The organism is Microbacterium sp. (assembly GCF_011620665.1).
Taxonomy (GTDB): domain Bacteria; phylum Actinomycetota; class Actinomycetes; order Actinomycetales; family Microbacteriaceae; genus Microbacterium.
Window position 1 is genome coordinate 31,725 of sequence record NZ_WOYQ01000082.1, and the last position, 24,691, is coordinate 56,415.

A 24,691-nucleotide genomic window follows, 5' to 3' on the forward strand; every position below is an offset into this window, starting at 1 on the left:
GTTGCCTCAGGCTGGCAGCTAAGTTGTGAGCATGTCGAACCCGAACCTCGAGCAACCCATCGAGGGAGGTCGTCTCGCGCCTCGTGACATCGTCCGACGACGAATAGAGAACGCGTGGGATTTGGCCCTCGTTCAACGGGACGAAGTGTGGAAGGAGGACCGTATTCGCCTCCTCCTTGACTCACTCATCATGGGGTACCCAGTTGGATCTTTGCTCTTCTGCCAGATCGATCGACCTGGCATGGCATCGATCCCGCTGGGTGGGGGCCAAGCGGCCGTGCGACAAGCGGAGACGTCCAACCCGCAACTGGTCGACGGCCAGCAGCGTGTCTTCGCGATCTATTCGATCTTCACCGGCCGCGGGTACGGCCGGTTCTACTTGAACGCATTCCGTGATCCTTCGCGAGATGCGGGATACATCCTGTGGCGCCGATTTGACCCCGTGCTCGATACGGAAGTCGACGGATTCAACGAGCGCGAAGCCGAACCGATCGCTGACCGTGACCGTTACGTCGACCTCTCGAACTGGCTGTCGCTCGGAGAGCTCATCGAAGCCGAGATCGACAACTCGCGCGTCGCCGCCGTGGTATCCATACTCGATTACCAATTCCGCCTCCCCGACGACGCGACTGCTCGAACGGCGATCGCGGCCCGCCTGGAGTCTGTGCGCGCGGCATGGCTTCGGAAGAGCATTCCGATGATCTCGGCCTCGGTGCGAGACCCGGAAGATGTGCTCGAGGTATTCAGCCGCGTGAATCGGGGCGGCGCACCGGTTTCAGGCAACGATCTCTATTTCGCCGCGGTCAAGACCTTCTGGCACGACCCTGAGCTGTCCGCGCCAGGGGAGACGTCCGCTCACGCCGCACTCAAGGGCATTGCTGATGCGACTGGGGGGTTGCTCGACGTCTACGGCGCCCTCAGTCTGCTGTCCCGGCTCGCGCTGGCGGGTATCGGACTCTCGGACATGGTTCCCGTGAACGTCGACCGACTCAGCAAGGCGAACAAGCGCCCCATACTCCGATCGATGAAGTCGACGGCCCCGCTGGTGGCGAAGGCCGTGCAACGCTTCACCGCAGTTCTGCACGAACACACCCGAATGGGGTACGCGCTCAAGATGACTCGAACCCAGTTATGGGAGGACGTCTTCGGCTGGGTGGTCGCGAGCGACGCTGAGCGCGAATGGACAGAGGGTGACATTTCGCAGGTCGAGGAGTATGTCCTTGGCGCAACTCTCTTCGGCTACCAGCAGGTCCTCGGCGATGCCTTCCGGCGAGATGCGTTTGCGGTGGCGCTCAATGCCGGGTCAGCAGGTCGCGAGTTTCCGACACGAGAGATCATCGGGGTGGCTCATGGGAGGTACCCGAAGCTCAAGCGCGGGCGTCAGCAGGTTCGTGGTCTACTCAATGCCGACGAACGGCTGGAAGTCGCCCGTAGCGCACCGCATCTGCTCGTCGCGTTTTCGCAGCAGCTCCCCCTCGGCGTCGGTTCGGTCGATTGGGACCACGTGGTGGCAGCGGAGAACCAATCCCGATTCCGATTGCCACCTGGCTTTGGCCGTCGATACGCACCAACGCACACATACCTCAACTGGCCGGGCAACTTCTGGTTCCTCGACTCGAGCGCCAACAGGTCAGTGCAGGAGATGCCCCCGCGTGAGAAGTTCGTTCGCCTTCGAGAATGGGCACTCAGCGACCCGCGAGGAAAAGGGCGCATCGGGCCGGACTTGAATGCGGGCATTTCCGGCGCGCATCTCAAAGCGTTCGAGGCCCTCGGCACAGAGCTGGCCAGTCTGACCAACGTGGCCGACGCCCCGAGGTCACACACGCGCGCATTCAAGAGGTCGGAAACACGCTGGCTGAACTCGTCCGCGACCGAACTGCATGGCTGCTCGATGAGGCGCTGGACGTGTTCCCGGGATTGGCCGCCTTCGCCGCAGATGCCGACGTGGTGGTCGCCGATGTCCCCGATCGACCGGACTCTCTTGCGGATCGACTAGGAATAGACGCGCTGCTACACGCGTTCGGACTCGACGCCGATTCGATGGCTCTCGCTAGGAAGCGGGCCAGCGACAAGATCTACTCCCGACGCGTCGCTTTGCAGCGGACGATTGTCGAGCGCATCGAAGATGTAGTTGGGATCGAGGAGCGGTGGATCTGGCCCGCGCGGCGCCGGATCGACCCAGTCAGCTGCATCGCGTTCCGGCTCCGCGGGGGAAACGCTATAGAGCTCATCAGTGACTGGAGTCCCGACTTTGGCTTCCGGCTGCGCATCAAGGCCTACGAGAAGCGTGAGAACAGGCGGTATCCCGACTTCGATCACATCCCGCTCGGTGAGACATGGGAGGAAGCCACCGATCAGGAGATCGCTGAAGCGTTCGCCCGTCACGCGATCGAGTTGCAGCGCGTTCATCCGCGCCAGTGACTCCTCAGGGATGGTTGAGAACTTGACAGGCCACTGCCTTATCGTCGACGTCCCTAGAAGTGCCGATGCCGAGCGCGCCTGTTCGCCCGATTGTGCTGCGAGGTCGCCCTCGTGGTCGACAAGATCGACGGTGAACATGGTCGATCTGCGTGCGTAGAGCCGGTCACACTTGCGCGTTTGGATGCCGCTGCGCTTCCCTGCCCACCTCTGTGTGTGAGTCAGCGAGCAGCAGAGCGAGTGCGGCCTTCCCTGAGGTCGGGTTCTGAGCGACGTTTAGTCGCACCTGCCAGTGTTCATCGGTGGCAAGCTGCTTGAGCACCTCACCGGAGGTATTCCGGTTCAAGGCCACAAACATGCGTACGCCCCACCATTCATCATCGGCAAGTCGTTCAAGGAGCGTCTCGGGCGCCTTCGGATGCCAAGCGACGGTCGCGCGAACTTCCCGGTCGCTGTCGCCGGAGAGCCGCTCAAGACTTCTGGATGGGATCCCCGGGTTTCGCGCAACGCACTCACGGACCTTTGCGACCCCATCGGACGCGAGGCGTTCGAGCACGTCTAGCGACATCTCGTTGTTTCCAGCCAACGCAATGCGCACCATCGAGTCGCTGTCGACGACGAGACCCTCGGCGATTCGCGACGGGACTTTTGGGTTGCCTGCAACACCGATTCGCACCAAGGGCTCCCCATCGGCAGCGAGCCATTCCAGCACGTCGACCGGAGTGCTTTCATTACCGGCGACGTGCCTCCTCACCATGAAGCTGTCGTCCTTGGCGAGTTGCCCGAGCGTGCTGGCCGGGGTGCTCGGGTTTTCCGCGACGGCTACCCGCAGGTCGTCTGATTCTGAGGCGGCGAGATGCTCAAGTACCGACCCTGGAGTGCTGGGGTTGTATGCGACAGCTTCGCGCACATAGTCGTCTGAATTGCGCGCGAGCCGGGCGAGCACGTCCGGGGGAGTACTTGGGTCATCTGCTGCCTCCAGGTCTGCTTCATACATAGACGCACTTCCCCCGTTTCAGACTTCGTTGTGGCACCGCCGAGGCTGACGCGGCCAGTTGTTGCGCAGGATCGCCGCACGCCTTTAGCTTGGCGCATCCGGCACCCGTTGAAAGGACACCAGCGCCGTTCATCGTCCGATTCCGACACCGTGCTGTTCGTGCGCGATGTCGGGCGCTGCAGATTGGTGTGCGCCCGTCCGGAGATCAGCCGCCGGTACCGTCTCATGCCACTGCTGCACGAGTTCTTCGTATCGGTAACGTTCGAGTCCGTATCGAGCAACCAGGCCATCCCGCGTCCCGCGAAGCTCGCCCGCTGCCGGTTCATCGGTTCCACGGCCATGCCCATTCGCCTCGGTCCCCGCGATCTGACTATCAAGGTCGAGTAGCTCGAGCTTGGCATCGCGGAGCCAGCCATTCAGCTCCACCAACTCGGCACCCAAGGTGTCTCGCGCTGGCCGCGCCGCCCGCCCAAGCTCGCTCCGCGCCGCCCGCAGCGAGTCATCGAGGCTGACTTCCGGGATGCCGCGCATCATGCTGTCCGCGACCTGGTCGCGCGCTGCGGCGTCGGTGCGGGCGACCGCGATCGCCTCGTTGTGTGCTCGGCCCCGAGTCATGCCGACGTAGAGCCCCGAGGCGTCCACGCCGGGTCCCACGATCGAGGCATCCGTCGTCTCTCCCTGGATGCCGTGGACGGTCGACGCGTAGGCGAGGTGTACGTGGTTCGCCGCGTACTCGTGGGTCACAGTCCGCGCATCGCCGCTGTCTGTGAGGCTGACCAGCTCGACCCCCGAGGGCGTGATCTGGTGGATGGTCCACAGCGCCCGGTTCTCGACGTCCGCCTGCCGGTCGTTGCGCCGCGTCTGGACGACGTCGCCCTCGAGCAGTCGCTGTTCGCCTTGCCCGACAGCTATGCGGGTCTCGTTGAGTTGGCCGTGGTCGATGCGGCGCTGCTGGATGGCTTCGTTGATCGCGTCGGCTTCCTCGTTGGTGCTCGTGACCAGCGCGACCCGGCGGTGGTCGGTGGCCCACCGGAAGTACGCCTCGACCATCACGTCGCGCGCGCCGACGTGATCGGACACCCGGTGGATCAGCCCGCGCTCGTCGAGCTCCGCGGCGACGGTCAGGGCGGCGTCCTTAGATGCCGGTTCCCGCATGCGCAGCGTCAGCGCGGCGTAGTCCGGGTCGCGGAAGCGGTGCACCGCGGTCAGCTCAACGACCGCGGTCGCGCGCCGCGTCATCGATGCCATCGCACCGGAGTGTCCGACCGGGCGGGCTTGGAGGTGGTCGCCGACCATCGCGATCCCCGCCCCGCTCTCGGCCGCGACCATGGCGAGCGCGTTCGCGGTGTGCAGGTCGACCATGCCGGCCTCATCCACCACCACCCGGTCCCCGGCGGCGAGCGGGAACCGTCGCGGACCTTCGAACACGTAGCCCGTCGTCGGGTCGACTTCTCCGACCGACAACCGCGTCCAGATCTCGGCACCGGCCTCGTCGCGGCCCCACCGGAAGCCGTGGTCGGCGAGTAGCGCGTGCAGGCTCGACGCGGACGTGCCGATCTCGCGGCCCGCGACCGACGCGGCCTTCTTCGTCGGCGCGACCACCAGCATCCGATGCCCTCGCCGTGCGATCGCGGCCTTCGCGACCCGCAACATCGTCGTCTTCCCCGCGCCCGCGGGCCCGGTCACCGACACGAGCTGGTCGGTCCCCGCGATCGCCGCCGCGGCCGCCACTTGGCGTTCGTCGAGCACGACGTCGTCGCGGAGCACCTCCGCTGCGACCGTCACGATCGTGGACGTCGCGACCGGCGCACCCGCCCGGGTCAGCGTGTCGAACCGTCCGGCAAGCTCGACCTTCAACGCGGCGGTCGTGGACGCCATGAACCCCTTCACGTGCGCGGGCCGCTCCGCCTCCTCTGCCAGCAGATCGACCGTCAGATGGAGCGCCTGGTCGATGACCTCGTCGATCACGTCCTGCACGTCGGCGCGTGCGGTGACGATTCCGGATGCCGCGACGGCACGTATCGCCCCGGCCCGGACATCGAACAGACTGAACCGTCCTCCGCAGCTTGCGGAGCGGGCATCCGCTTCCACGATCGCGCGGGCCGCCAACAGCCCGAGATCGAGATCCTCGACCGGCACCGAGCGGACCGGCCCCGCGCCCCGCGGGTGCAGAAGAGCCAGGTCGATCGCGGCGAGTTCGGCGGCGATGAGCTGCTCCCACGCCGTCTCGTCGACCTCGCCGGGCTTGTTCGGGCGGGCCTTCGCCCACGCCAGCCGGTCGATCTGATGCAACTGGTCGGGGCTCGGCTCCTGCCCAGGATGCTCCGCCCGCCACGCCGCGAGCAGCATCGCCCGGTTCGACTCGATCTGCGTCGACCGGCGCGACAGGGGCCGCACCGCGTGCGCGAGCTCGGCGATCTCGCCATCCGCATTCAGCGTGAACCCGTGCCTCGCGAGCGCAGCCACCCATTGCGGGTCGGTGCGGGCGGCGAGCTCGCCTTCGGCGTTGATGACGGTGTGCATCTTCATCGCCACCCGGGAATCGACGTTCGACCACTTCCCGTCCTCGCCCTGCACCTTCACGTTCAACCACAGGTGCCGGTGAATGTGCGGATCCAGCGCCCGCGAACGACGGTGCTGCAACTCGACGACCTCTACCCGATGGAGAGATTCGCGGATGCTGCCGCCCGCGCCACGACGGGCGTTCAGCTCCCGCTGCCACGTCGTGATAATCCGATCTCGCAGCCGGTCCTGCAGCTCCTCGAACTCCCGCGCCAGGTCCGGGGTGATCAGCGCGGCGATACTGTACGACTTCGGCGCGTTGATCGTGCCGTCGAGGATCAGATCAGCGTCCGGGGAACTCAGATCCCGACCGCGACGCTCGTCAGTCTCGGGGTCACGTCCGTCGACCCAGCGGCGCAGCTGCGTCTCGTCGAGGGTGTCGGTGGTGATGACGCCGGCCCCGACACTGAACCGGGTGGCGCCGGCCGACGCCGCCGCGCTGTAGCCGGCAAGCGCGTCGACACCTGCGGCGCGGAGGTGCGAGTCACACGAACCCTGAAACGCGTAGGCGAGCGCCTGTCGAACCCCTTGGGATCCGACACCCCTCTTCCAACGCTCGAGACCGCCTCGCATCTCATCAGAGTACGCCCTTCTTGCCTAAGTCGATATGAGTTCCACAGAAAGTGCCTGCGTGCATTGTTCGTCATTCTTGTTTCAGCGTGTGGGCTCGGATGAACTGCCTGCTGCCTTGCTAGAAGAGTTGGCCATCCAGTGCTGAGCCTTCTGTCGCGCGAGCCGGCTCGCGTAGTGCGGCTGAGATCTCCGCGATCACTGTTGGCAGGTGGTATCCGGGATGCACTTCGATGAGGCGACACGCGTTGGCCTCGCACCGCTCTCGCTTCTTCGCGTCGCGCGCTCGCTGATTGTGGAACGCTGCTCGACCGCCGAAGTACTCGATGGGTGTGGAGTGCTGGGCGCCCTGGTACTCAACCCCGACGTTCTCGTCCGCGAAGAAGATGTCGATCGACTGCGGGCGAAGCCATTGGGGGCGCGCCTGGTGCAGGATCCGAGAACCTGGAAACGCATCGCGCAGCTCACGCAACAGAAGCGATTCAGCGAGGTTGCCCTCGTTGACGCGAGGCAGTCCGGACGCAATGCGCACGCTGTTCTCGGCGTCACGGTAAAGCTGGCCCAGGCGCAGCTCCATGAGCTCTCGGAACCCATCCACCGATTGGAAGGGTGTCGGCCACGGAACGGGCTTGCGGATCGCCTTGAAACTCTGGAACGCATCTCCCCGAGAGCGACACTCGCGCGAACCCTCGCTGTCGCGCCCGAACTGCTCCAGCGTGACGGCGTCAATGAACCCGTCATCTCGTGCCAGTAGGCCGACAATCCCCTCTCCCGAACGGTGCGGAACAAACCTTTGCCAGATGTCCCAAGCGACGTTGACGCCATGTTCCTGACGGTAGGAGTCAAGGATGCCGAGTAGCGCCTGCTCGACGTCCTCACGGTTTTCGGCTCCAAAAGCGGTCAGCCTAGGCTGTTTCCGGCCCACCCAGGTGTTGATCGTGCGAATCGTGAGGGCCCGCTCTTCAACCAAAGGGTAAAGGTTGATATACAAATCGAGCGGGACGCCACGGTGTTGCAGGATGCTGAATGCGAGTTCATAATCCCCCCCTAGCAAGTGCGTCTCCGCATGGGTGCGCGCGAGCAGTCGGGGCAGGTACGTAGCCGGATACTCGTCCTCAAGTAGGAACAGGGCCCGTTGAAACTCATCAACCGGACCACTACTGAGGTCCTCGACAAGCCGCGATACATACTCCAGCTGACCTTCAATCGGCGGCGGCGACCCCCTGAGCACTCCCGCCTTGAAGGACGCATAGAACTCGAGTTGAGCTTTACGTCCTTCATCCGTACGCGTCGCCCAGACTGCTGCGGACGGAACCGAACGTTTGGGTCGCACCGGCCGAAGTTCGGGGGGCAGCGGCCCAAGGTGCACCTCGTCGCCGATGAGATGTGCGACGCCTGCCTTGCACATCCAATGCACGCGCTGGCGCACTGGACCGACCTCGTTGTCGCGCGCCCTTCGCTCCATCTCGTCAACTGATACTGGACCGACGACTTCGAGGATCGACCGAATGGAATTCATGACGTGAAGGTCGTCGAAATACGAAGCGGCGAGCGCGCGAGCGTCCGTCTCTTTGCTGGACATGGCCGCGCGCGCGACGCCGACGCGCTCCGCAGCCGCCGCAATGAGCTCAAGCGCCTCACGATCATTCAGCGCCGCGGCGACCCGCCCGTACTCCCCACCGAGCAAGCCGCGAACCGATAGTGGCCACACAGTGGTGTGCTCGACAAACTCGCGCAGTGCGGCCTTGAGGAAGGAGACTGCTTCCTCAGGGTGATTCGACAAGCGTGCACGTAAAGCTGCGTCAGCGTGCTCGCTGATTCTTGCCCGCGCGAGCTTGTCGGCTTCCCGTTGTTGTGCCCAAGAGGCCGAATCAGTCGGATCTTCGAGACTCACCGTGCCCCCTTGTAGGGATCGACGCGGTGGCTCCGCTGGTTGATGCTAGCGGGCTCGGACGCGTCGAACGGCACCGCACCCATCCTGACGAGCGGCACAAGGTCGGAGTTGGTAGCCCTCACCTGATCTTCACTGCCCCGCATGCCTCAATATGGCGGTCCTCGAAGTACTTCTCCGCGCGATCGTTCTTCATGTTCTCGAGTCCCTCCGAGCGAGCTCCAAGCGTTTGACCGACGACCTACAAGTACTCGATCACCGCGGTCGCACGGAGCACGCCGTTGAACTCGTCGCCGCCTGCGGCAGTGGTGAGGGCGACAATCCGATGCTCGCGTCGCGTCATGAGTTCCGCCTCGAGCGCCGCCTTCAGAGAGTCGCGCATGAACGAATGCACCGTCACCTCCACGATCTCCTGCTTCGCGGTCAGCCCATGCGACATGACCTCACTCTTTCCCTTGCGCGATGATCCGGGCGACCGCTTCCTGGAGGAAATGTGCCGGGTCGTAGTACGGGAGGACGCCGCCGCGACGGCCGTCGAGCGCCCGCCACGCCTTATCGAGCGGCACTCCGAGGTGCCGCACTGCGTACAGCGCGGCGACAGCGGAGGTCCGAGAGCGGGCCTCGGCGCAGTGGACGAAGACTTCCTTGCCCTCGGCGCGGAGCTCGGCTATCACGTCGGCAGCGTCCGCCAGGGTGACGTCGAGACTGAGGTTCTGGTCAGGCTTGTCGATGAGCCAGATACGGATCGACTCGATCCCTGCGGGGACCTCGTTCGTTCCCAGCCGGCCGAGTGAAACGACGGCACTGACGGTGCTCGGCAGCATCGGGAGAGCACTCTGCGAGCCGAGCCATACGCCGTCATCGTCTGGGTGGCGGACGGGCGCCGTGTGGCGGAAGTGCGGGTTGAGCACAGAGTCGCCCGCGGGCCAGCCCTGGGCGTCGGACTCACCGCGGCGAACGGCGAGGATCGCCAGACGTGCGAGGTCGTTCGCGTTGTAGCCGGGCCAGCCATGCACCTTGCGCTGCCAGGACAGCGGGATGCCGGAGACGCCCCACTTCGCTCCGGCGAGGGCGCCGGCGATCGCCGCGACCGTATCGGTGTCGCCACCGCCTTGGATCGCTCGGTGGATAGCCTCACGGAAGTTGGACGCCCCACGGATCGCGACGTGGGCAGCCTGGAACGCCCGTACCACCCAGCCGTTGTCGGCGCGGTAGTCGCGCGGGTGACCGTGGAGGCCCATGTCGACCAAGGTCGCACCATCGAGGCCGCGATCAGGATCGATGATGAATTCGCGCTGCTCCCACGGGTCGAAGTCGCCGGTGCGGATCGCTTGGCGAATGAAGAGGCACCAAAGGGCGCAGGCTTCGATGTTGCTCGGCTCCCAGTGAGTGAGCTGCGCGACGCGCGCGGCAGCTTCGACGAGTCGCTTCTCCCGCCCGTCTGCCAGGTAGGCGAGAGCGACGGGCGCGGTGCGCATGAGCGAGCCGTTTCCGGCGCTGCGACCGGTGCTGTCATGGTTCGCCTTCGCCGCAGCACGAGCCGCCGCCTCGGTGTGGACGCCCCCAAGACGCTGGAGCACCTGTCGAGTCTGCGTCCCGACATCCTTCGCGGTCTTCGCCCACGCATCCCACTCGCCGACGATCCAGCCGAGGACGGCCTCGTCGCGAAGGGAGTCGCCGCGGGCGATCGCTTCGAGGATCGGCAGCGCCATCGAGGTGTCGTCAGTCCACTCGCCGATGCCGTGCCCGAAGGCCCCGATTCCGAACTCGGGCGCGAAGTCGTCGGGGTGGGACGGCCCGAACTCATACTGCGAGCCGAGCGCATCGCCGATCGCCATGCCGACCATTGCGCCGGCCGCTCGATCGAGCCACTGAGCCGGGATCGTCGCCGGCGACTGCTTGCCGTGGGTCCTGCGCCCGACCGCCGGACCGAGGGTGCGGGCCGACCGCAGCACGGCTGTCGCTGGGGGCACGGGTGACGGCCCAGTCGTGGGCGCCGGGGCGGGCGCAGCCACGGGCTCCCGCCCAGCCCGGGGCGTCGGCGTAGTTGCGGGCACCGCCACAGGTACCGCCGGCAGCGCCGCCCAGAACTCCTGCGGCAATGCGACGTTCGCCTCCGCCCCGGCGAAGTACTGGGCGACCTGGGCGTGCGAGTACCCGGCGATGCCGGTGCCGATCGCGGTGACCAGGAATACGGACCCGGGGTTGACTGCGGCGTAGCCAAGGAAGCGCTCGATGGCGGCCTTCATCGTCGCCTCGCCGCTCATCGTGTCGATCGCGTAACTTTGCCCGGTGGGCCCGTCCGCGACGCCCCACTCGGCTCCGAAGCTGTCGAAGGCGGCCCGGGCAGAGCCACTGCCGTGTTTCCCCCTGCCATTCGCACCGAACACGAAGATCTCGTCGGCGTCTATGGCGTTGATGCCGTCGATGCTGACGAGGCGGCCGTGTTCGTCGATGAGTGTGTTCCTCGTTTTCCTAGGCGCAAACGTTTCGCTGTCAGCCACCTCACCACGCGTATCGACAACGTCCGCGACGCCGTTGTAGACATTCGGATTCCCGTACTCGAAGTGAGGGCCGCTCGCGTATTCCCCTGCCTCGGGCCACCGCGCTCCGAGCAGCTCGAAAGCGTGCTCGTACTTGTCGCGGAGCTTCGCCCGAGTCTCCGCAGGCAGTTGCGCCACCCGCTCCGGGTTCGTGTTGTGGAAGAGATCCGAGAGCTTCACCGCCCGAGCAGCGGGGCTGTGGGCGATCGCGTCGTAGTACTCGTCGCCCTGACCATCTCGTCGCGTCAAGAGGGCCACGACCTCGATCACCTCGGGGTGCACACCGGCGAGCGCGAGTTCCTCGGTTGTGACTCCTGTGTCTTCGACGACGTCGTGCAACCATGCGGCACAGCACTCGAGGGACTCGGTCAACGGATCGAAACGGGACGCGACGGCGGCCGGATGATGAATGTAGTCCACGCCGAGCTTGTCAACCTGCCCGCGGTGCGCGATCACCGCAATGGCCTGCGCACGCGCCACTTGGTCGATACGAGCGGCCCGAGGGAGATCTGCCATGGAAGGGGCGCTGCTCCAGTCGGACGAAAGCCTGCCCCAGTCGATCGGGCCGTCGCCATTGTCCCCTACGGTCGCTCGCAGGTCCGTCGGCTCTTCGTTGAGTTGGTCGTCCATTGCCATGCCTCGTCGATCCTGGTGATGTGGCGGCCCAGTCTTTCAGCCGTTCGGGTGTGCGCAAGGTGGTCCGTTGTCGACCCCGCTCGCAAAGTAGAGCAGGCTACAAGAGACCACCGACATTGGGTGATCGGACACCCACGGCAATCCTCACCCATCGGGATGCCGGGACATACGTCAGGCCAGTCACCCTCACTTGGCCGAGCACGCGCGGGAGAGCTCGGACTCAGTGCCGCCGCTCCATCCCGCGCGCCACAGAAGATCATCGATCGGGCGAACAGGTGCTTGTATCTGTGCCGTAGCCAACGAACGGAGACGGGCCGGAGCCGAATGTCCGGAGCCACCTGCATACTCGTCGTCGTGCACTTCGCCGAGTTGACCTCCGATCCCGCGACCTCGACCATCAGTTCCGAAATCGACCTCTGGCTCTCGCGCATCACGAAGGACGAGGCGGGCGAGTCGATCCTTTGGGCCTCCGATCACCGCGCCACCCCTGAGGACTGGGTAGCCGCGCGGCACGTCGAGCACCTGGCCGTGCTCCTGTCGACGTGTTCCCGCTCGAACAACAACGTGTGCCAGGTCTACGGAGCACGCGACAGCAGGGTCACTCGATCGACCAACGTCATCGGACTCCAGCCGAGTCGAGGACCGCAGGGAGGTTTCGCCGTCCTCCTGCACGACAGAGGGAGAGAATGCCTCGGTGACATCCGCCGAGTCGGCTATCGGTTCGACAACTACGACGCGTTCAGCGCAATGGCCGCGGCGGAGATCAGCTGGGCGTGGGTGACATCGGGCTTGCTCTCGCACGAGCTCACAATCCGGGCCCGCCGCGGCTGAGTCAGACCCACAACCACACTGACACCCGCGAGGCGTGCGCCAGTGCGGGATCATTTGACCACGGGCATCGATGGCCTACGAAGGAGACACGAAATGACCGATTCGAGCGACGCACCGCGTCGCCTGATCTACGGCCCCGCCGATTTCCGGGGGTACGACGGCGTCGTCATCGACGCCGACACTGGTGCGCGCTGGGCCGCCGCCACTGCAGCCCGAACGTGGGGCGAGTTCGTCAGCACAATGTACGGAGAGGATTGGGAAGGCTTCGCTGCGAGAAACGAACTCGAACATGAGGGAATGGATGCTGCGGACCCCTTCAACTTCGAGGAATGGGTGAGCGAGACATGGGACGCCGCTCCTGAAAGCGTCGCCTACGACCTCGCCGCCCGTCGCATCGCAGAACTGAAGGCAGAACATCCCTCTGGACTCAGCGGGGTCAAGCAAGGGGGTGGGTCACCTGGCGGCAACATCGACGTCATCTCCGGTCCCTTGGACCAACTGGAGCTTCTCGCTTCGCTAATCGCGGCACACGATGGGTTCACGCTGGAGCGCGACGACGCCGCGGTCGAGGGGGGGATGCTGCGAAGCATCTGGCGATAGGGCGGACCGGGGCCCAACACGCGGCATTCACAACGCGAAAGTCACTCCCGCGCCAGGCGCCGGGCGACATAGGCGTCGAGCTTCGGACTGTGGGGTCCAAACTCGATGTCGTCGTCGGGTGTCAAAGCGATTGCATCCAGGAGCGTTTTGGTCAGAATCTCTGCGATGCGCTCTAGTGGCACGTCGCTCGAGAATGTCTGGTGATGATTGGGCAGGCCATCGGTTGGGTCTGGATCGCTCCACCCCAGGAAGCGCAGGGCCTCCAGCTGTCTTTCGTAGAGAGGTGGCGACAGGTATGCGTTGCTCGACAATTCGCAGGCGAAGCCACCTGCGTACTCGCGCAGGCCTTGGACATAGGGCGAGAATTCCGCCCCTGCTCGGTAGGTCTGCGCGGTCCAGACGTCGATCTCGCGGAGCAGGTACGTGAAGATGGCCCGGAGCGAATTCGCCGTCGCTGAACCTGATCCACCGCTCGCGTCCGATGGGTCGACGGCATCCGATTCCTGCGTTGGTTCGTCCAACGCGCGCAGACTAGCGACTGTCAGGGAGAGCTCGCCGCTCCGTCCGAGGAGGTCCGCGAGTTGGTGTTCGCCGCGTGTCGAGAAGGCCTGCGCGAGCTCGGCGATCGAGGACGCATCGGAGTCGATCCGATCCGCCAACGACTCGATAGCGTCTCCACTCGTAGGGCCGCCGGTCAGCGCGGCGACCTGGCCGAGCGGGTCGAACGCAAACGCGAGGGCTGTGACCTCGAGCGTTCTGTCTGCGTGAAAGATGAGAAACGCAATGTCGCCGGCAGCAAGCCCCAATTGCAGGACCTCTGTTCGGATGCTGCCAATTGCAATCTGCGGGCCTCTCCACGACAGGGTCACCGTGCCACCTCCGCGCACGGGAACGTCGCGCTTTTCGGCTTGAAGCAGATCGAGCTCTTCGCCGAGTGCGTTCGGCAGGGGTGTGCCGCTGCCACGCAGGTGCTCGCCGGTGATTGTCAACCGGTAGGCGACCGACGTGCCGTGCCGGAAGAGACCGCGTGTCTGGGCGAGACCCTTTCGTCGCTCAGGATGCCGCATCTCTCGACGGGTACGTCGGCGCACGATGCCGGCCTGCGTGATGAACGGATGAGCTGCGGCGTACGTTGCGATGCTGTTCGCTGACACATCTACTTGGGCTGTGATCTTCTCGACGAGCGTCGACAGAGCCACACCCTCGGGCGAAGCATCCACAATCTGCGCGATGGACTTCTTGATTGACTGGTATCCCTTCAGGCCCCACTCCCTGAGCGCCCAGCTCTGGCGGCCCACGCGGGTGAACCGCTCGTCGTCCGCGAGCGCATTCTTCACGGCGCTCACAGCTCGTGGAACCCCGAGGCGCTCGTGAATGTCCTCTGCCGTCAAGGGCGCTTCCTCGGCCGCCAAAACTACGGCCGCGCGGTCGGCGATGCCGGCTGCGCCGACGAGTGCGTATCCGAGGAGCCGCTTCGTGCCGCAGTAGTCAAGCCACTCGTCCGTCAGAACAGTGGAGGACTCATCGATCGTGGCGACTTCCACGTAGGCGCGCCCGGTCGCGTGCCTCACGAGGAGTGCCTTGGTGCGGGCGACGGCGTCGGCGACACGAGGCCTGGCCGCCCAGTCGTCCCGAATCTCGTAGGAGTCGTCGAGCCGATCGAGCACACGCCACACGGGAGCGTCCATGCTGTCGATGGCCGCGGCGAGTGACGGAAACTGCTGTAGGAGGACCCTGAGGGGCAGCACGTCCACGATCGCCGCGCGGATCACGCCAGCAAGCCCTGCGAGCTCGCCCTCGGCGACCATGGCGGCAACCCGCGTCTTGGCCTTCGCTTCGCGTTGCCGAACGTATTCGCGCGTGATGCCGAGTTCGGCGCCGAGGACGTCGAGGGTCTCGGGCTTCTCAGCGAAGACCCGCCGTTGAAGGATGAGGAGATCGCGCTGGTCGAACTCCGCCAAGAGGCGCTCGAGAAGGTCGCTCGCCGACCCATTGCCCTCCGGTGCGGGAAGGACCTCGCCCGCCGAAAGTTGGCCCAACCGCTCTCTCGCTGTAACGACGGCCGGAGGCTCGGCAACCCCATCCGGAACAACGAAGACCGAGGCACTCTCGGCGCCGAGCAGCCGATGCCAACGCGCAAGAGCCTCGATATCGGCGAGCGATTCCGCACGCCAACTGTCAAGACCAAGACTCGATGATTCGGCCTCCACGACACGGGTGGCATCTCGGTCGGAGGACTCGGTGGGCTTGATCGAGACGAGAAGAAGACTCCTCAGGGTCTCGAGCACCGACCCCTCGCCGACGCCACCCCAGCCGAGAACATCACCGACGGTGTACGGCGCGAGACCTGCGAACGTTGTCACGCCGTCGCGGACAAGTCGATTGTGCACACGTGCCGAGAGCCGAAGCGCCTCGAGCGTGACGTCTGGCCCGATGTGAGGGAATAGCTGTCCGAAGGTTTCTGATTGGCGACGCTCGATGATCTCCCGCGCATTCGCCTCGGTCTCGTGAGTCGCGACGGGCGCTGTGCCATTCGCCGGCAGTGCAGCGGAGGGAAGAGCCGCTGGGTTCTCTTCCGCGGAGGGATCTTCGCGTTGATTCAGGATGTCCAGGTCGTCAGCAGACACGCGTCCCACGAATCGTCTCCACAACCAGGTGAGAGCGTCATAGTCAGCAGGACCGAATTCGTCGCTGGACAGGATCGATCGCCCCAGAATCGCCGCGAGGTGCCACCACGCGGTCTTTTGGGCAAGATCCCCCTGCTGAATCCACGGCGGCCGCACGGGCAGCAGCTGCACGTGTCTGTTCATGAGGTCTTTGGTTGACATCCCCGTCGTGTTTTCGAGCGAGCGAAGGATGCCGTTGGCCAGCGCCATTTTCGTCTGCATCTCGCCGAACCACGCCCTATGCAGGGTCCGATTCCGCTCCGATCGGTCCTCTGCGCTGTATGACATCCATGGCCACTGACCGCTGCGAGTCGCCGCCGTGAGCGGGTGATCCGAGCCGATCTGCCGCACGCTGCTCTCGTCTACTTCGACGAAGAGCCGCACCACGGCTCGCACATCCGGGACGAGAAGCACCGCGAGTTCGATCGCCGCATCCACCGCGTTCGTCCACGGCACGCGATCACTCTCGAGATCGAGCTCACCGTAGACAGCCCGACTCACGGAGATGTCCTTGTTGACGGCCCTCCATCCCAGCGACTCCATCAAGCCACGAACGTCGGCGCCGTCCGCCTGCTGCGAGCGTGAGGTCCAGACGGCACGCGCCTGCCGGCCGACGCTGATGCTCGCGACGCCGACATCTCCGACGTCCACGCCGATCATCAGACCGAACAGCGCGGGATCCTCGGTTGCACGGTGAAGCTCACGAGCGAGACCCACCCACCCGGCCGAGACGTCGAGAAACGGCCTCCGGGCGGGGAGAGAACTCACCGTGGTGCCGTCGCCGATGACACTCAAGGAGTCTTCCGCGCCCGTCCAAGCGACGAGGGACCGCGCCTCGTCCGCGCCTCGGGCCATCACCGGGAGAAAGCGCCCGCCCGCCGCTTCGTCGTGCAGCCAGAACGTGTGGAAGTCATGCGTCATGCAAATCCCCTGCCCCCAGATCTCCGCGGGGCACGTCGACGACCTGTCCTGCCGCCCCGGTGTCATTCAGAAAGACGAGACAAGCCCGCGCTCGCTCACTCGTTGCCGCCTCCAAAGCACGCACGTACGCCTGCAATTGCGGAGCGTAGTGCTTGGCACGATCGGCGAGGGCAACGGCATCCCGAACCGTGTCCGTCTTGTAGTCCACGATCACGAGTTCACCCGCGGAGCTGCGGAAGACGAGGTCGATGAAGCCCTCGAGCACCAGGCTGTCCTCGATCGTGCCGACGTACATCTCGCACCAATGCTCACGGTCAAAGGCTGTTCGCACGACCTCTGTCGCGAGTGCGGACCGCGCGAAACCGGCAACCGTCGAGAGAAGATCCGGGATGCCTTCCGCGAGCGCCTGCGCACGAGCCGCATCATCGACTTGCGAATCGCGACCATCCACGACCTGCAGCGTGCCGTGCACGGCACGGCCGATGATATTGCCGTAACGGCCCTTGAGCGACGACGGCAGTTCAGCATCCCGGACGCCCTTCGCACCGCCAGCGATCTGCTCGGATAGCGCAGTATCTCCCGCCGCGTCGTCCACCGCCCACTGGACCTCTGGCTCGGTTCCCTCCAGTCCCGATGCCGTCCGCGCTGAAGGAGCCTTCGACCGAGCGCGTGCGGCCGTGACGGCCTCGAGCCACTCGTCGTAGTCGCGACCTGACCCCGGATCGCTCCGAAGTTCGAGTGGCGCTGTCCGATCTTCAAAGCGGGACTCGTACCGTTCGACTCCGGCAGCATCGACCGCCCCCGCGTCGACGAAGATCTTCGCCGCGGTCTCGGAGCCGCCTTCCGCGCGGTGCAGCGACACCACGAGATGATCACGGGCACGCGTCGCAGCGACGTACAGGAGGCGGCGACGTTCGGCGTCATCCATCTGCTCGTCGATGGGTGAGGCGTCAGCGAAGTCGTTAGTCTCGATCGATCCCCCGAGCTTGACCGCGTAACCGCGATCACGCCAGAGCAGGCGAACGCCCGTCTCCTTGCGGGGCTGGCTGGTCATGCCGGAGAGCACGACGACGCCGAACTCGAGCCCCTTCGCGGCGTGCACGGTCATCACCCGCACCACGTCGACGTCGGTCTCGGGCAACAGAGCTTCAGCGACCCGCGCGGCGTCTTGCGCCTGATGGGATGCCCAGGCGAGGTATGCCCGCAGTCCACCGTGCTGAACGTCCGACCACGCGCGCGCTTGGTCGATAACGAATCGAACGCGTCCCCACTGGTCGCGCGCCCTCGAGGAGGGCTCCACCGTGGCCGCAACTTCGAGCACTCGACGGTCGACCGCGAGCTCGGTGAGCAGCTCTGCGGGGCTCAGCCAGCGGCTGCGGCGATAGAGCCCGTTGAGGTACGCCATGGCTCGCCCGACAGGCGAATCGGCGATTTCGTCGCGCACGGGCGAAGTGACCGAGAACCGCCCACCCGCGCGCCGATAGCGGAAGAGGTCGTCATCGCCACATCCGAACAGCGTTGTACGCAGCGCCTGCACAGTCGCGAGCTCGTCGCTTGGGTCGGCGATTGCTCGCACCGCCGCCATGAGCGCGCGGATCTCATCCGCCTGGTAGACGAGGGAGCTTGATTCAGTGCGGTAGGGAATGCCAGCGCGGTCGAGGGCCGCCTCGAGGAATCGGAGGGAAGTGCGGGCGGGCAGCAGGATGGCAATGTCGCCGGCGCGCACTGGGCGCCAGAGCTCAGCGCCTTGGTCGAAGACAGTCCAGCCCTCGGCGAGCGCGGTGCGGACGACGGATGCCACGTCCGCGGCTTCTGCCTCACGCAGAGCATCCGCGAGTGTGCCCTTCTCATGCGGGTCGGCACCCAGCACCGTCACGGCTGCTCCCACGCAGGGAGGATCGATCGTGCGGTGTGCGTCGAGCCCTTCGTATCTCGGCTGTTTGCCCGGATTCTCGACGATGATCCGGGCGAAGACGTCGTTGATCCAGTCGAGGACCGGCGGCACCGTGCGGAAGTTCGTCGTCAGAGATACGCGTCGCCCGAAGTGCGCTCCCGCCTCGAGGTAGGTCTCGATGCTCGCCCGGCGGAAGCGGTAGATCGACTGCTTCGGGTCGCCGACGACGAACAATGAGCCGGGTGGCACCAAGATGTCGTGCCAGTCTTCGGCCGCGGCATCCGCTCCGCCGGCAATGCGGACCGCGAGCTCGATCTGGATCGGATCGGTATCTTGGAACTCGTCGAGCAGGATGCGCCGATATGTCCGCTGCAGGGCGGCGCGGGCTTCACCGTCGCGACGCAGCAGGTCGCGCGAGGCGACGAGCAGGTCGTGGAACTCCAGCGCGCCCGATGCGACGCGCTCCTCCGCCGCCGCGAGTACTTTGACCGCGAGTGCGCGCGCGAGCGGCCGCAGCAACGCTTCTGAAAGCTTCTTACCCAGTTGCTCGGCGGCACTGCAGAAGTCGACGACCTGGCTTCGCACGTCATCGATCCGGCCATCCCAGTTGCCGGCCGCGCCGATTTGGCCGCGACCGACTCGCAGCGGATCTTTCGAGCGGTTGACTGCCGCAGCAAGAGCAAACCGTTCGGCGGGTGACGTCGCCGCATGCAATCGGCCTGCGATGACGGCGATCGTGTCGATGGATGCCGAGAGTTTGTCGCCATGGCTCGTGCATACGCTCCGCAATTCGGCGACAGCGACCGCATGGCGGAGGAAGGCCTCCGTATCGGGAGCCACGAAGTTCGAATCACCGCCCGAGAGCACATGACTCTCGATGAGGTCCCAGTCGTTCCCGAGCGCCCGGGCGAGCGAGCGCAGATGATCGGGCTTGATGCCATTCGCAAGCGCGAGCAGCAGTGGCTCCGCGAGCGCGTCGTCATCCAGGAGCTCTCGCCACATGACCGACCAGCGACGGTCGAAAGCTATCGACGATCCGACCTCGTCGAGCACCTCGACGAGCGGTGGCATACCCGCCTGAATCGGAAACGCGGCGAGGATCCGCTGCGCGAACGAGTGCAGCGTGCCGATCGCGGCGCCGTCGAGGTCGTCGAGCGCCGCCTGCGCCCTTGCTCGCGAGCCACGATCGCCGGCGAGCCGATGCTGCTTTTCGAACTCCGCGCGGAGGCGGTCTCGCAGTTCCGCGCCGGCCTTCTCTGTGAAGGTGACGACGGCGGTGTGGGCGAGCGGCACTCCGTCGCCGAGCACCGACGTCGCGACGCGGTCGACCAGCGCGCTCGTCTTGCCCGATCCCGCACCCGCATCGACGAAAAGGCTTGCGGCGGTAGCCTCGCGGATTTCGCGGCGCGCGGTCTCGTCAGTCAACGTCATCGCTGGCCACCCCATGAATTGTCGGATCGATGAGCGCGAAGAGATCAGCGAGTGCGGCATCCGTCTGCTTCCTCGCGGATGCGGATCGCACATGACCGTAGCCGACGCCGTCAGGGTTGCAGTAGCTGCACTTCAACTTCACGTGCGACCAGTCCTCGTCTTTCGGCGGACGCGCAATGAACTGGCCCTCACGGATGCCGCGCACGAGTGTCGATAGGGCTGCGCGATAAACCGTCTCGAGGTTCTCGTCGAGCACGACGGGCACCACGTCGCCTCGGTTTCGTCGTCCGACGAACCAGTAGCGTGCCTCGACCTGCTCCTTGCCATAGGCCGCACGAGCGGCGTAGGCGTAGAGCGGCAGCTGCAGTTTCGTTCCGCCGACGACCGGATCGGTCGCGATCTTCTTGAAGCTGTCGGAGCGTCCCGTCTTGAAGTCAGTGACGACGAGCGTTCCACTTCGGGTCTCGTCCACCCGGTCGGCGCTCCCGCGCATGGTGAGGGCTCCCTCGTCGATTTCGACGCGAACGGGCGGCGCTCCCCGCAGCCCGAATGCGAGCTCGCTGGCGACGACGCGAGCGTCACGCGCAGCCCGCGCGCGGTCGTCTTCGTCGAGGATCCATTCCAGGTCGGCGAGCAGGGCCTCGCGCTCGCGCTCCCACAGTCGCGGATGACCGGTGAGTCCGCGTCGCTCATAGCTCGCCATGATGTCTGCTGCGATCTCGCGCATGCGCTCGCGCTGCACCTGCGACCACGGTGCGCCGTAGTCAGGCAGGTCGTCGGAGAACTCGCGAGCGAGACCATCCATCGTTTCGTGCACGATGTTGCCGATGTCGCGCTGCTGAATCGTGACGATCTCTTCCGGATTCTCGAGCGCATTGACGCTCAGGAGCCGCTCGACGAAGAAGGTGTGCGGACAACCGGCGTATCGTTCGAGCGCGGTCGGCGAGATCAGGATGCTGCCCTGGGCGTAGTCGGGAAGACCTTCGACCTCGACGAGATTGCCGTCGAAGCGGGTGAAGTCATCGGAGAGGCGAGCGGCCGACAGGATCTCTGCGGCCTCGATCGCAAGATCGTCGAGATGACCGCCGCCTGCCTGGTGGCGGAGACGCCACTCCTGCTCTGTGCTGGGGAACTCCGCGAAGCCGATGCCACGCCAGTGCGAGTCGACCGAGACGATCTCTGGCGCGGATGCCTCGAACCAGCGTGTCGCTTCGAGATCCGGCATCCGTGCCACCACTCGAAGGGTCGGCATGAGCCACCGACTCTGCAGACGCTCGGAACCGCGGCGAAGGTCACCGCGCGGAAAGCTCGCGGTGACGCGAGGGGCGCCATCGAGGGCGGCGAGCAGGGCACGGTGCTTCGCACGGAGCGAGTCACGGGACGTCTGGAGCGGGACGGCTTCACGGACCGCGTCGGGCAGCAGCGGATCGGGCACCTGTCTGCCGGGATAGAGGTCTTCAGAGAGCCCGAGGAGGAACACATCGGTGACGTCGAGGGATGCCGCGGCCGAGATCGGTCCGACGAACACGCCATCTCCGAACCGGCCGACGCGCGGGCGACGCTGGTCGAGATCCACGTCAAGGATCTCAATGAGCTGGTCATGACTGGGCTTGATACCGAGCTCGTCGAGTTCGGAGAGTCCCCGGAGGGTCGTTTCGATCGCTGTTGCGGCGCGCTGTTCGGGATCGGGGAGCCGATTCATCGAGTGCGCCGCGCCGAAGTAGACCCGGAAGGCATCCAGCCCCCACCTGCTGAGGCTTGCCCAGCTTTGGCATGCCCGACCAGCGCGGAGAATGGCAGTCAGATCTCCCACGAAGGCGCGCAGTGCTGCGACTGCGTCGAGCGCTCCCTCTTGGTAGGTGAGCGATCCAGGGCTCACCGCCGGGTCATCGCGGTCCTGATCGAGGCGGGCCTGCAGGCGCACGCGATGCTCGTCGAGCCGTGTCGTCCAGTCGCCGCTCGTGATGCCGGCGTCGCGGGAGAGCCGCTCCCACTGGGTGCGGGGAACCGTGCTGCCGTCCGCAGCCAGGATCGGCGCACGCCCGAGCCAGTCGAACACCGCAACTCGCTGCAGGTCATCGGGGTCGAGAGCGAGCATGGTGAGGAACGCGTCGGCGATGGCGCGGCCGCGAAGCGGCCGCACGCCCGGCCCGTTTGCGGTGATGCCCGCCTGTGCGAGGTGGTCGTGGAGCAGCTGTGCGTACGGGATGTCTTTCGGATACAGCACCGCGATTCGGTGCGCCGCGGTGCCGGCGGCGAGGAGCGCGACGATCTCGCGTACCGCGGCACGGACTTCGTCATCCGCATCGGACGCGTGGATGACGCGGGATGCCGTCGCCGGCGCATCCGCGTCTGCTGCTGTCGACGTCTCATATGCGGGAGCGTCGAACTGCGCCCGCAGATCGCGGTCGAGCTCCTCATTCCCGGTCGTCCCGACGATGACCTGGACGCCGACGGCCCCATCCAGCGAGAGCACGAACGCGGTCTCCAACTGGTCGAGCTCATCCGGTAGGTACAGAATCAGCGCCCCGAGTGTTGCCGCGACCTCGGGGTCCTGATCGACCATCGCCGTGGCATCCCGCAGCACGGCGGCTTCGTCTCGCCTTCCCGCGAGTACTCCCCCAGCCACCGTTCCGTGCAGACGAACGAGATCCGCTGCCAACGGGCCGCCCGCCGCCACCGTCGCAAGCTGGGTCGAATCCAGCCCACGCAGCTCTCCGTGTGCCCGCGCGAGTGCACGCACCGTCGCCGGGTGTGTCGCGACCAGCTCGAACACCCCGGGTGCTGCATGCAGTTCGGCACGCCAGACAGCCGTGAGCCGAGCCGAGGTGACCGGCGGAAGCGTCGAGCCAACAAGCGACAGCAGGTGGTCGGCGACGCGGCGCAGGGTGGTCACGTTGACTGCCGCAACCCCGCGGCGTTCGCCGACGCCGTGCGCGAGCGCGCGACGAGCCGTGATCGCAGCGATGTTGTCGCGGACGACGACAGTGACCGGCGCCAGCGAGTCGTCGCTCTTCAGTCGCCCGACAAGTCCTCTGAGCGTGTCGAGCGCCGCCGCGCCGTGTGCGGATGCCAGCGTGCGCATCGTGCCTCCCCATTTGCAAAGTCTTGAAGACTACATGACGCCTGCGACATTCATGAGAATCCGACCAAGGCTATTGCCTGGAATCTGCGGATGGATCGCGGCCATGGCGCTTTCGGAGTCAATGTCGGTGGCCCGATGTAGTCTGGTCGACTTTCCCGAGCTGGGGAGGTGGGTTGGGCGCGAGCCCGTCCTTCGGCACCGTCGATGCACCCTGACGAAGAGGAGAGATCCATGGCCAAGAAGACATACCACGACAGCGAGCTCGAGCACGTGCCCGCCGTGATGCTCGGTGGACCGATCGACGGGAGGCGGTATCGCATGCCCGTCTTCCCCGATGGGGGCGTTCCGACCGCATTCAGCACTCCGTTGCAACAACCGCACGAGTCGAGCCCCCGCGCGGTGTATCTACGCGAGGGCGATGCGCCGGTTGGCGGCTACTACGTGTACTTCTTCGATCGGATTGCCGACTCGAATGGCGAGCCCGCCTTGCACGCGACGCCGGATCGCCACCGCGAGAGGACCAATCAGGGGTATCCGATCAGTTGCTCACCATCGACGCGGATGCAGATCGGCGGCGGGGACCCCGCTAGACGTAACGTCCATCGCTACCGCCGCTCTCTTCCGTACGCCCCGCTACTGCTGCGAGGGCCTGACGGACTTGGTCAGCGCGATCGACCACCCATGCATCGGCCTCCTCGTCGTACACACCCGACCTTGCGGTGGTGAAGAACGGACGGTGGTTGAACCCGATCCCGCTGAGCATCAGCTCACCAAACCGCCAGAACTCCCAAGGTAGGCCGATGTTGTGATACTCCTTGCTCTCGATCGAGTCAAAGAAGAATAGGAGCCCGACGCAATGAGCCGCCGTCGCCTCAAGGTAGGGGTACGGTGCCGCGAGGTCTTCGGCAAGATCCCGTGCGCGCGGGATTGGTGAGTGTCCAATCGGCGTGCGGTAGGCCGTCAGAGCCAGCATCGTGGTGCGGGCGATCGTCACGGCTTCAACCCGCCTCGCTTCGGGTAGGGACTGCATTCGCATCGCGGCGAGACGCGCCTCCGCGACCCAGTGCCAGTCAATCGCCTGCGAGGCGGGGTTGTCTTCAGCGGTCACGGTTCTCGTCAATCAGGATGATGAAGCGGCGTTTGGAGTTGCGTCTACTTCAGCGGAGTGCCACGGACTACCTGGTTCAAAGGATAGGAGCGAACGTTCTCGGCGCCCCGAGTCGACTCGTGCTTGACGAGGATGTTGCCGGGGCGCTTCGTGTCCACACCGACGACGACCCCGGTCCAGTCGAGGCCGAGACGATCGACGACGACGACCTTCGCGCCGACGTTCGCGGTGCCGCGGCCCGCTTCCGCGGCTACGGGCACCGGCCCCCGCCCGGCGGACGCGGCACGTGCTGGTCGCTCAGCAGGCGGCGGTGGCTTCTGCGGTGCAGGGCGCGCCGCTGCCCCACCACCCTGCGCTTTGCCGGAGCCCTTCGAGCTCCCGGCAGGAAGAAGATCACGAACCTGCTCCAGTGCGGCTGCGGCAGTTGGTCGCTCGCGCGCGTCGAAGGCGAGCATCGGGAGGATTACGTCTCGTGGCCCGGGTCCTAGTGTCGTGCGCCTGAAGTTCTCTGGTTAAGTTGTAGAATGGGGTATGCCGC

14 protein-coding genes are annotated in these 24,691 nt (G+C 65.7%); 3 read left to right on the forward strand and 11 right to left on the reverse strand.

All coding sequences use genetic code 11. The annotated features are described in order from the left end of the window. Window positions 1-31 precede the first annotated feature (31 nt). Window positions 32-1,996 (forward strand): DUF262 domain-containing protein, encoded by a 1,965-nt coding sequence (locus QZV81_RS10450; RefSeq protein ID WP_292836818.1) that lies wholly within the window; start codon window positions 32-34, stop codon window positions 1,994-1,996. Between the two features lie 14 nt (window positions 1,997-2,010). Here QZV81_RS10450 and QZV81_RS10455 read toward each other — a convergent pair whose 3' ends face one another. The 6 genes from QZV81_RS10455 to QZV81_RS10480 form a co-directional block, all read right to left on the reverse strand. Beyond that, the gene (locus QZV81_RS10455) at window positions 2,011-2,559 is read right to left on the reverse strand and encodes a hypothetical protein (RefSeq protein ID WP_292836821.1); all 549 of its coding nucleotides are present in this window, start codon (window positions 2,557-2,559) and stop codon (window positions 2,011-2,013) included. Between the two features lie 25 nt (window positions 2,560-2,584). Beyond that, window positions 2,585-3,415 carry a hypothetical protein gene (locus QZV81_RS10460; RefSeq protein ID WP_292836824.1) on the reverse strand — a complete coding sequence of 277 codons (831 nt, stop codon included), beginning with the start codon at window positions 3,413-3,415 and terminating at the stop codon, window positions 2,585-2,587. A 129-nt stretch (window positions 3,416-3,544) separates the two neighbouring features. Further along, the gene (gene mobF, locus QZV81_RS10465) at window positions 3,545-6,550 is read right to left on the reverse strand and encodes a MobF family relaxase (RefSeq protein WP_292836827.1); all 3,006 of its coding nucleotides are present in this window, start codon (window positions 6,548-6,550) and stop codon (window positions 3,545-3,547) included. 118 nt (window positions 6,551-6,668) lie between these two features. After that, window positions 6,669-8,441, reverse strand: a complete 1,773-nt coding sequence (locus QZV81_RS10470) for a hypothetical protein (RefSeq protein ID WP_292836830.1) — start codon at window positions 8,439-8,441, stop codon at window positions 6,669-6,671. Between the two features lie 238 nt (window positions 8,442-8,679). Further along, window positions 8,680-8,877 (reverse strand): hypothetical protein, encoded by a 198-nt coding sequence (locus tag QZV81_RS10475; protein ID WP_292836833.1) that lies wholly within the window; start codon window positions 8,875-8,877, stop codon window positions 8,680-8,682. A 4-nt stretch (window positions 8,878-8,881) separates the two neighbouring features. After that, a complete protein-coding gene (locus QZV81_RS10480) occupies window positions 8,882-11,497 on the reverse strand; it encodes an ADP-ribosylglycohydrolase family protein (RefSeq protein WP_292836836.1) in 2,616 nt (871 codons plus the stop codon). A 444-nt stretch (window positions 11,498-11,941) separates the two neighbouring features. Between QZV81_RS10480 and QZV81_RS10485 the strand changes: the two genes are divergently transcribed. Then, complete coding sequence (locus QZV81_RS10485; protein WP_292836839.1) at window positions 11,942-12,448, forward strand: hypothetical protein; 507 nt, start codon at window positions 11,942-11,944, stop codon at window positions 12,446-12,448. A 93-nt stretch (window positions 12,449-12,541) separates the two neighbouring features. Continuing rightward, the gene (locus QZV81_RS10490) at window positions 12,542-13,048 is read left to right on the forward strand and encodes a hypothetical protein (protein ID WP_292836842.1); all 507 of its coding nucleotides are present in this window, start codon (window positions 12,542-12,544) and stop codon (window positions 13,046-13,048) included. 41 nt (window positions 13,049-13,089) lie between these two features. On the opposite strand, the gene QZV81_RS10495 is transcribed toward QZV81_RS10490, so the two are convergent. From QZV81_RS10495 to QZV81_RS10515, 5 genes are all read right to left on the reverse strand, one after another. Beyond that, window positions 13,090-16,635, reverse strand: a complete 3,546-nt coding sequence (locus QZV81_RS10495; protein WP_292836845.1) for a sigma factor-like helix-turn-helix DNA-binding protein — start codon at window positions 16,633-16,635, stop codon at window positions 13,090-13,092. After that, window positions 16,625-19,960, reverse strand: a complete 3,336-nt coding sequence (locus QZV81_RS10500) for a UvrD-helicase domain-containing protein (RefSeq protein ID WP_292836848.1) — start codon at window positions 19,958-19,960, stop codon at window positions 16,625-16,627. Before QZV81_RS10500 ends, QZV81_RS10495 begins: the two co-directional genes overlap by 11 nt. After that, complete coding sequence (locus QZV81_RS10505) at window positions 19,947-23,045, reverse strand: PD-(D/E)XK nuclease family protein (RefSeq protein WP_292836851.1); 3,099 nt, start codon at window positions 23,043-23,045, stop codon at window positions 19,947-19,949. The genes QZV81_RS10500 and QZV81_RS10505 overlap by 14 nt, the downstream gene beginning before the upstream one ends. A 586-nt stretch (window positions 23,046-23,631) precedes the next feature. Next, window positions 23,632-24,153 carry a hypothetical protein gene (locus QZV81_RS10510; protein ID WP_292836854.1) on the reverse strand — a complete coding sequence of 174 codons (522 nt, stop codon included), beginning with the start codon at window positions 24,151-24,153 and terminating at the stop codon, window positions 23,632-23,634. A 44-nt stretch (window positions 24,154-24,197) separates the two neighbouring features. Next, window positions 24,198-24,413 (reverse strand): hypothetical protein, encoded by a 216-nt coding sequence (locus QZV81_RS10515; RefSeq protein WP_292836857.1) that lies wholly within the window; start codon window positions 24,411-24,413, stop codon window positions 24,198-24,200. Window positions 24,414-24,691: the final 278 nt, after the last annotated feature.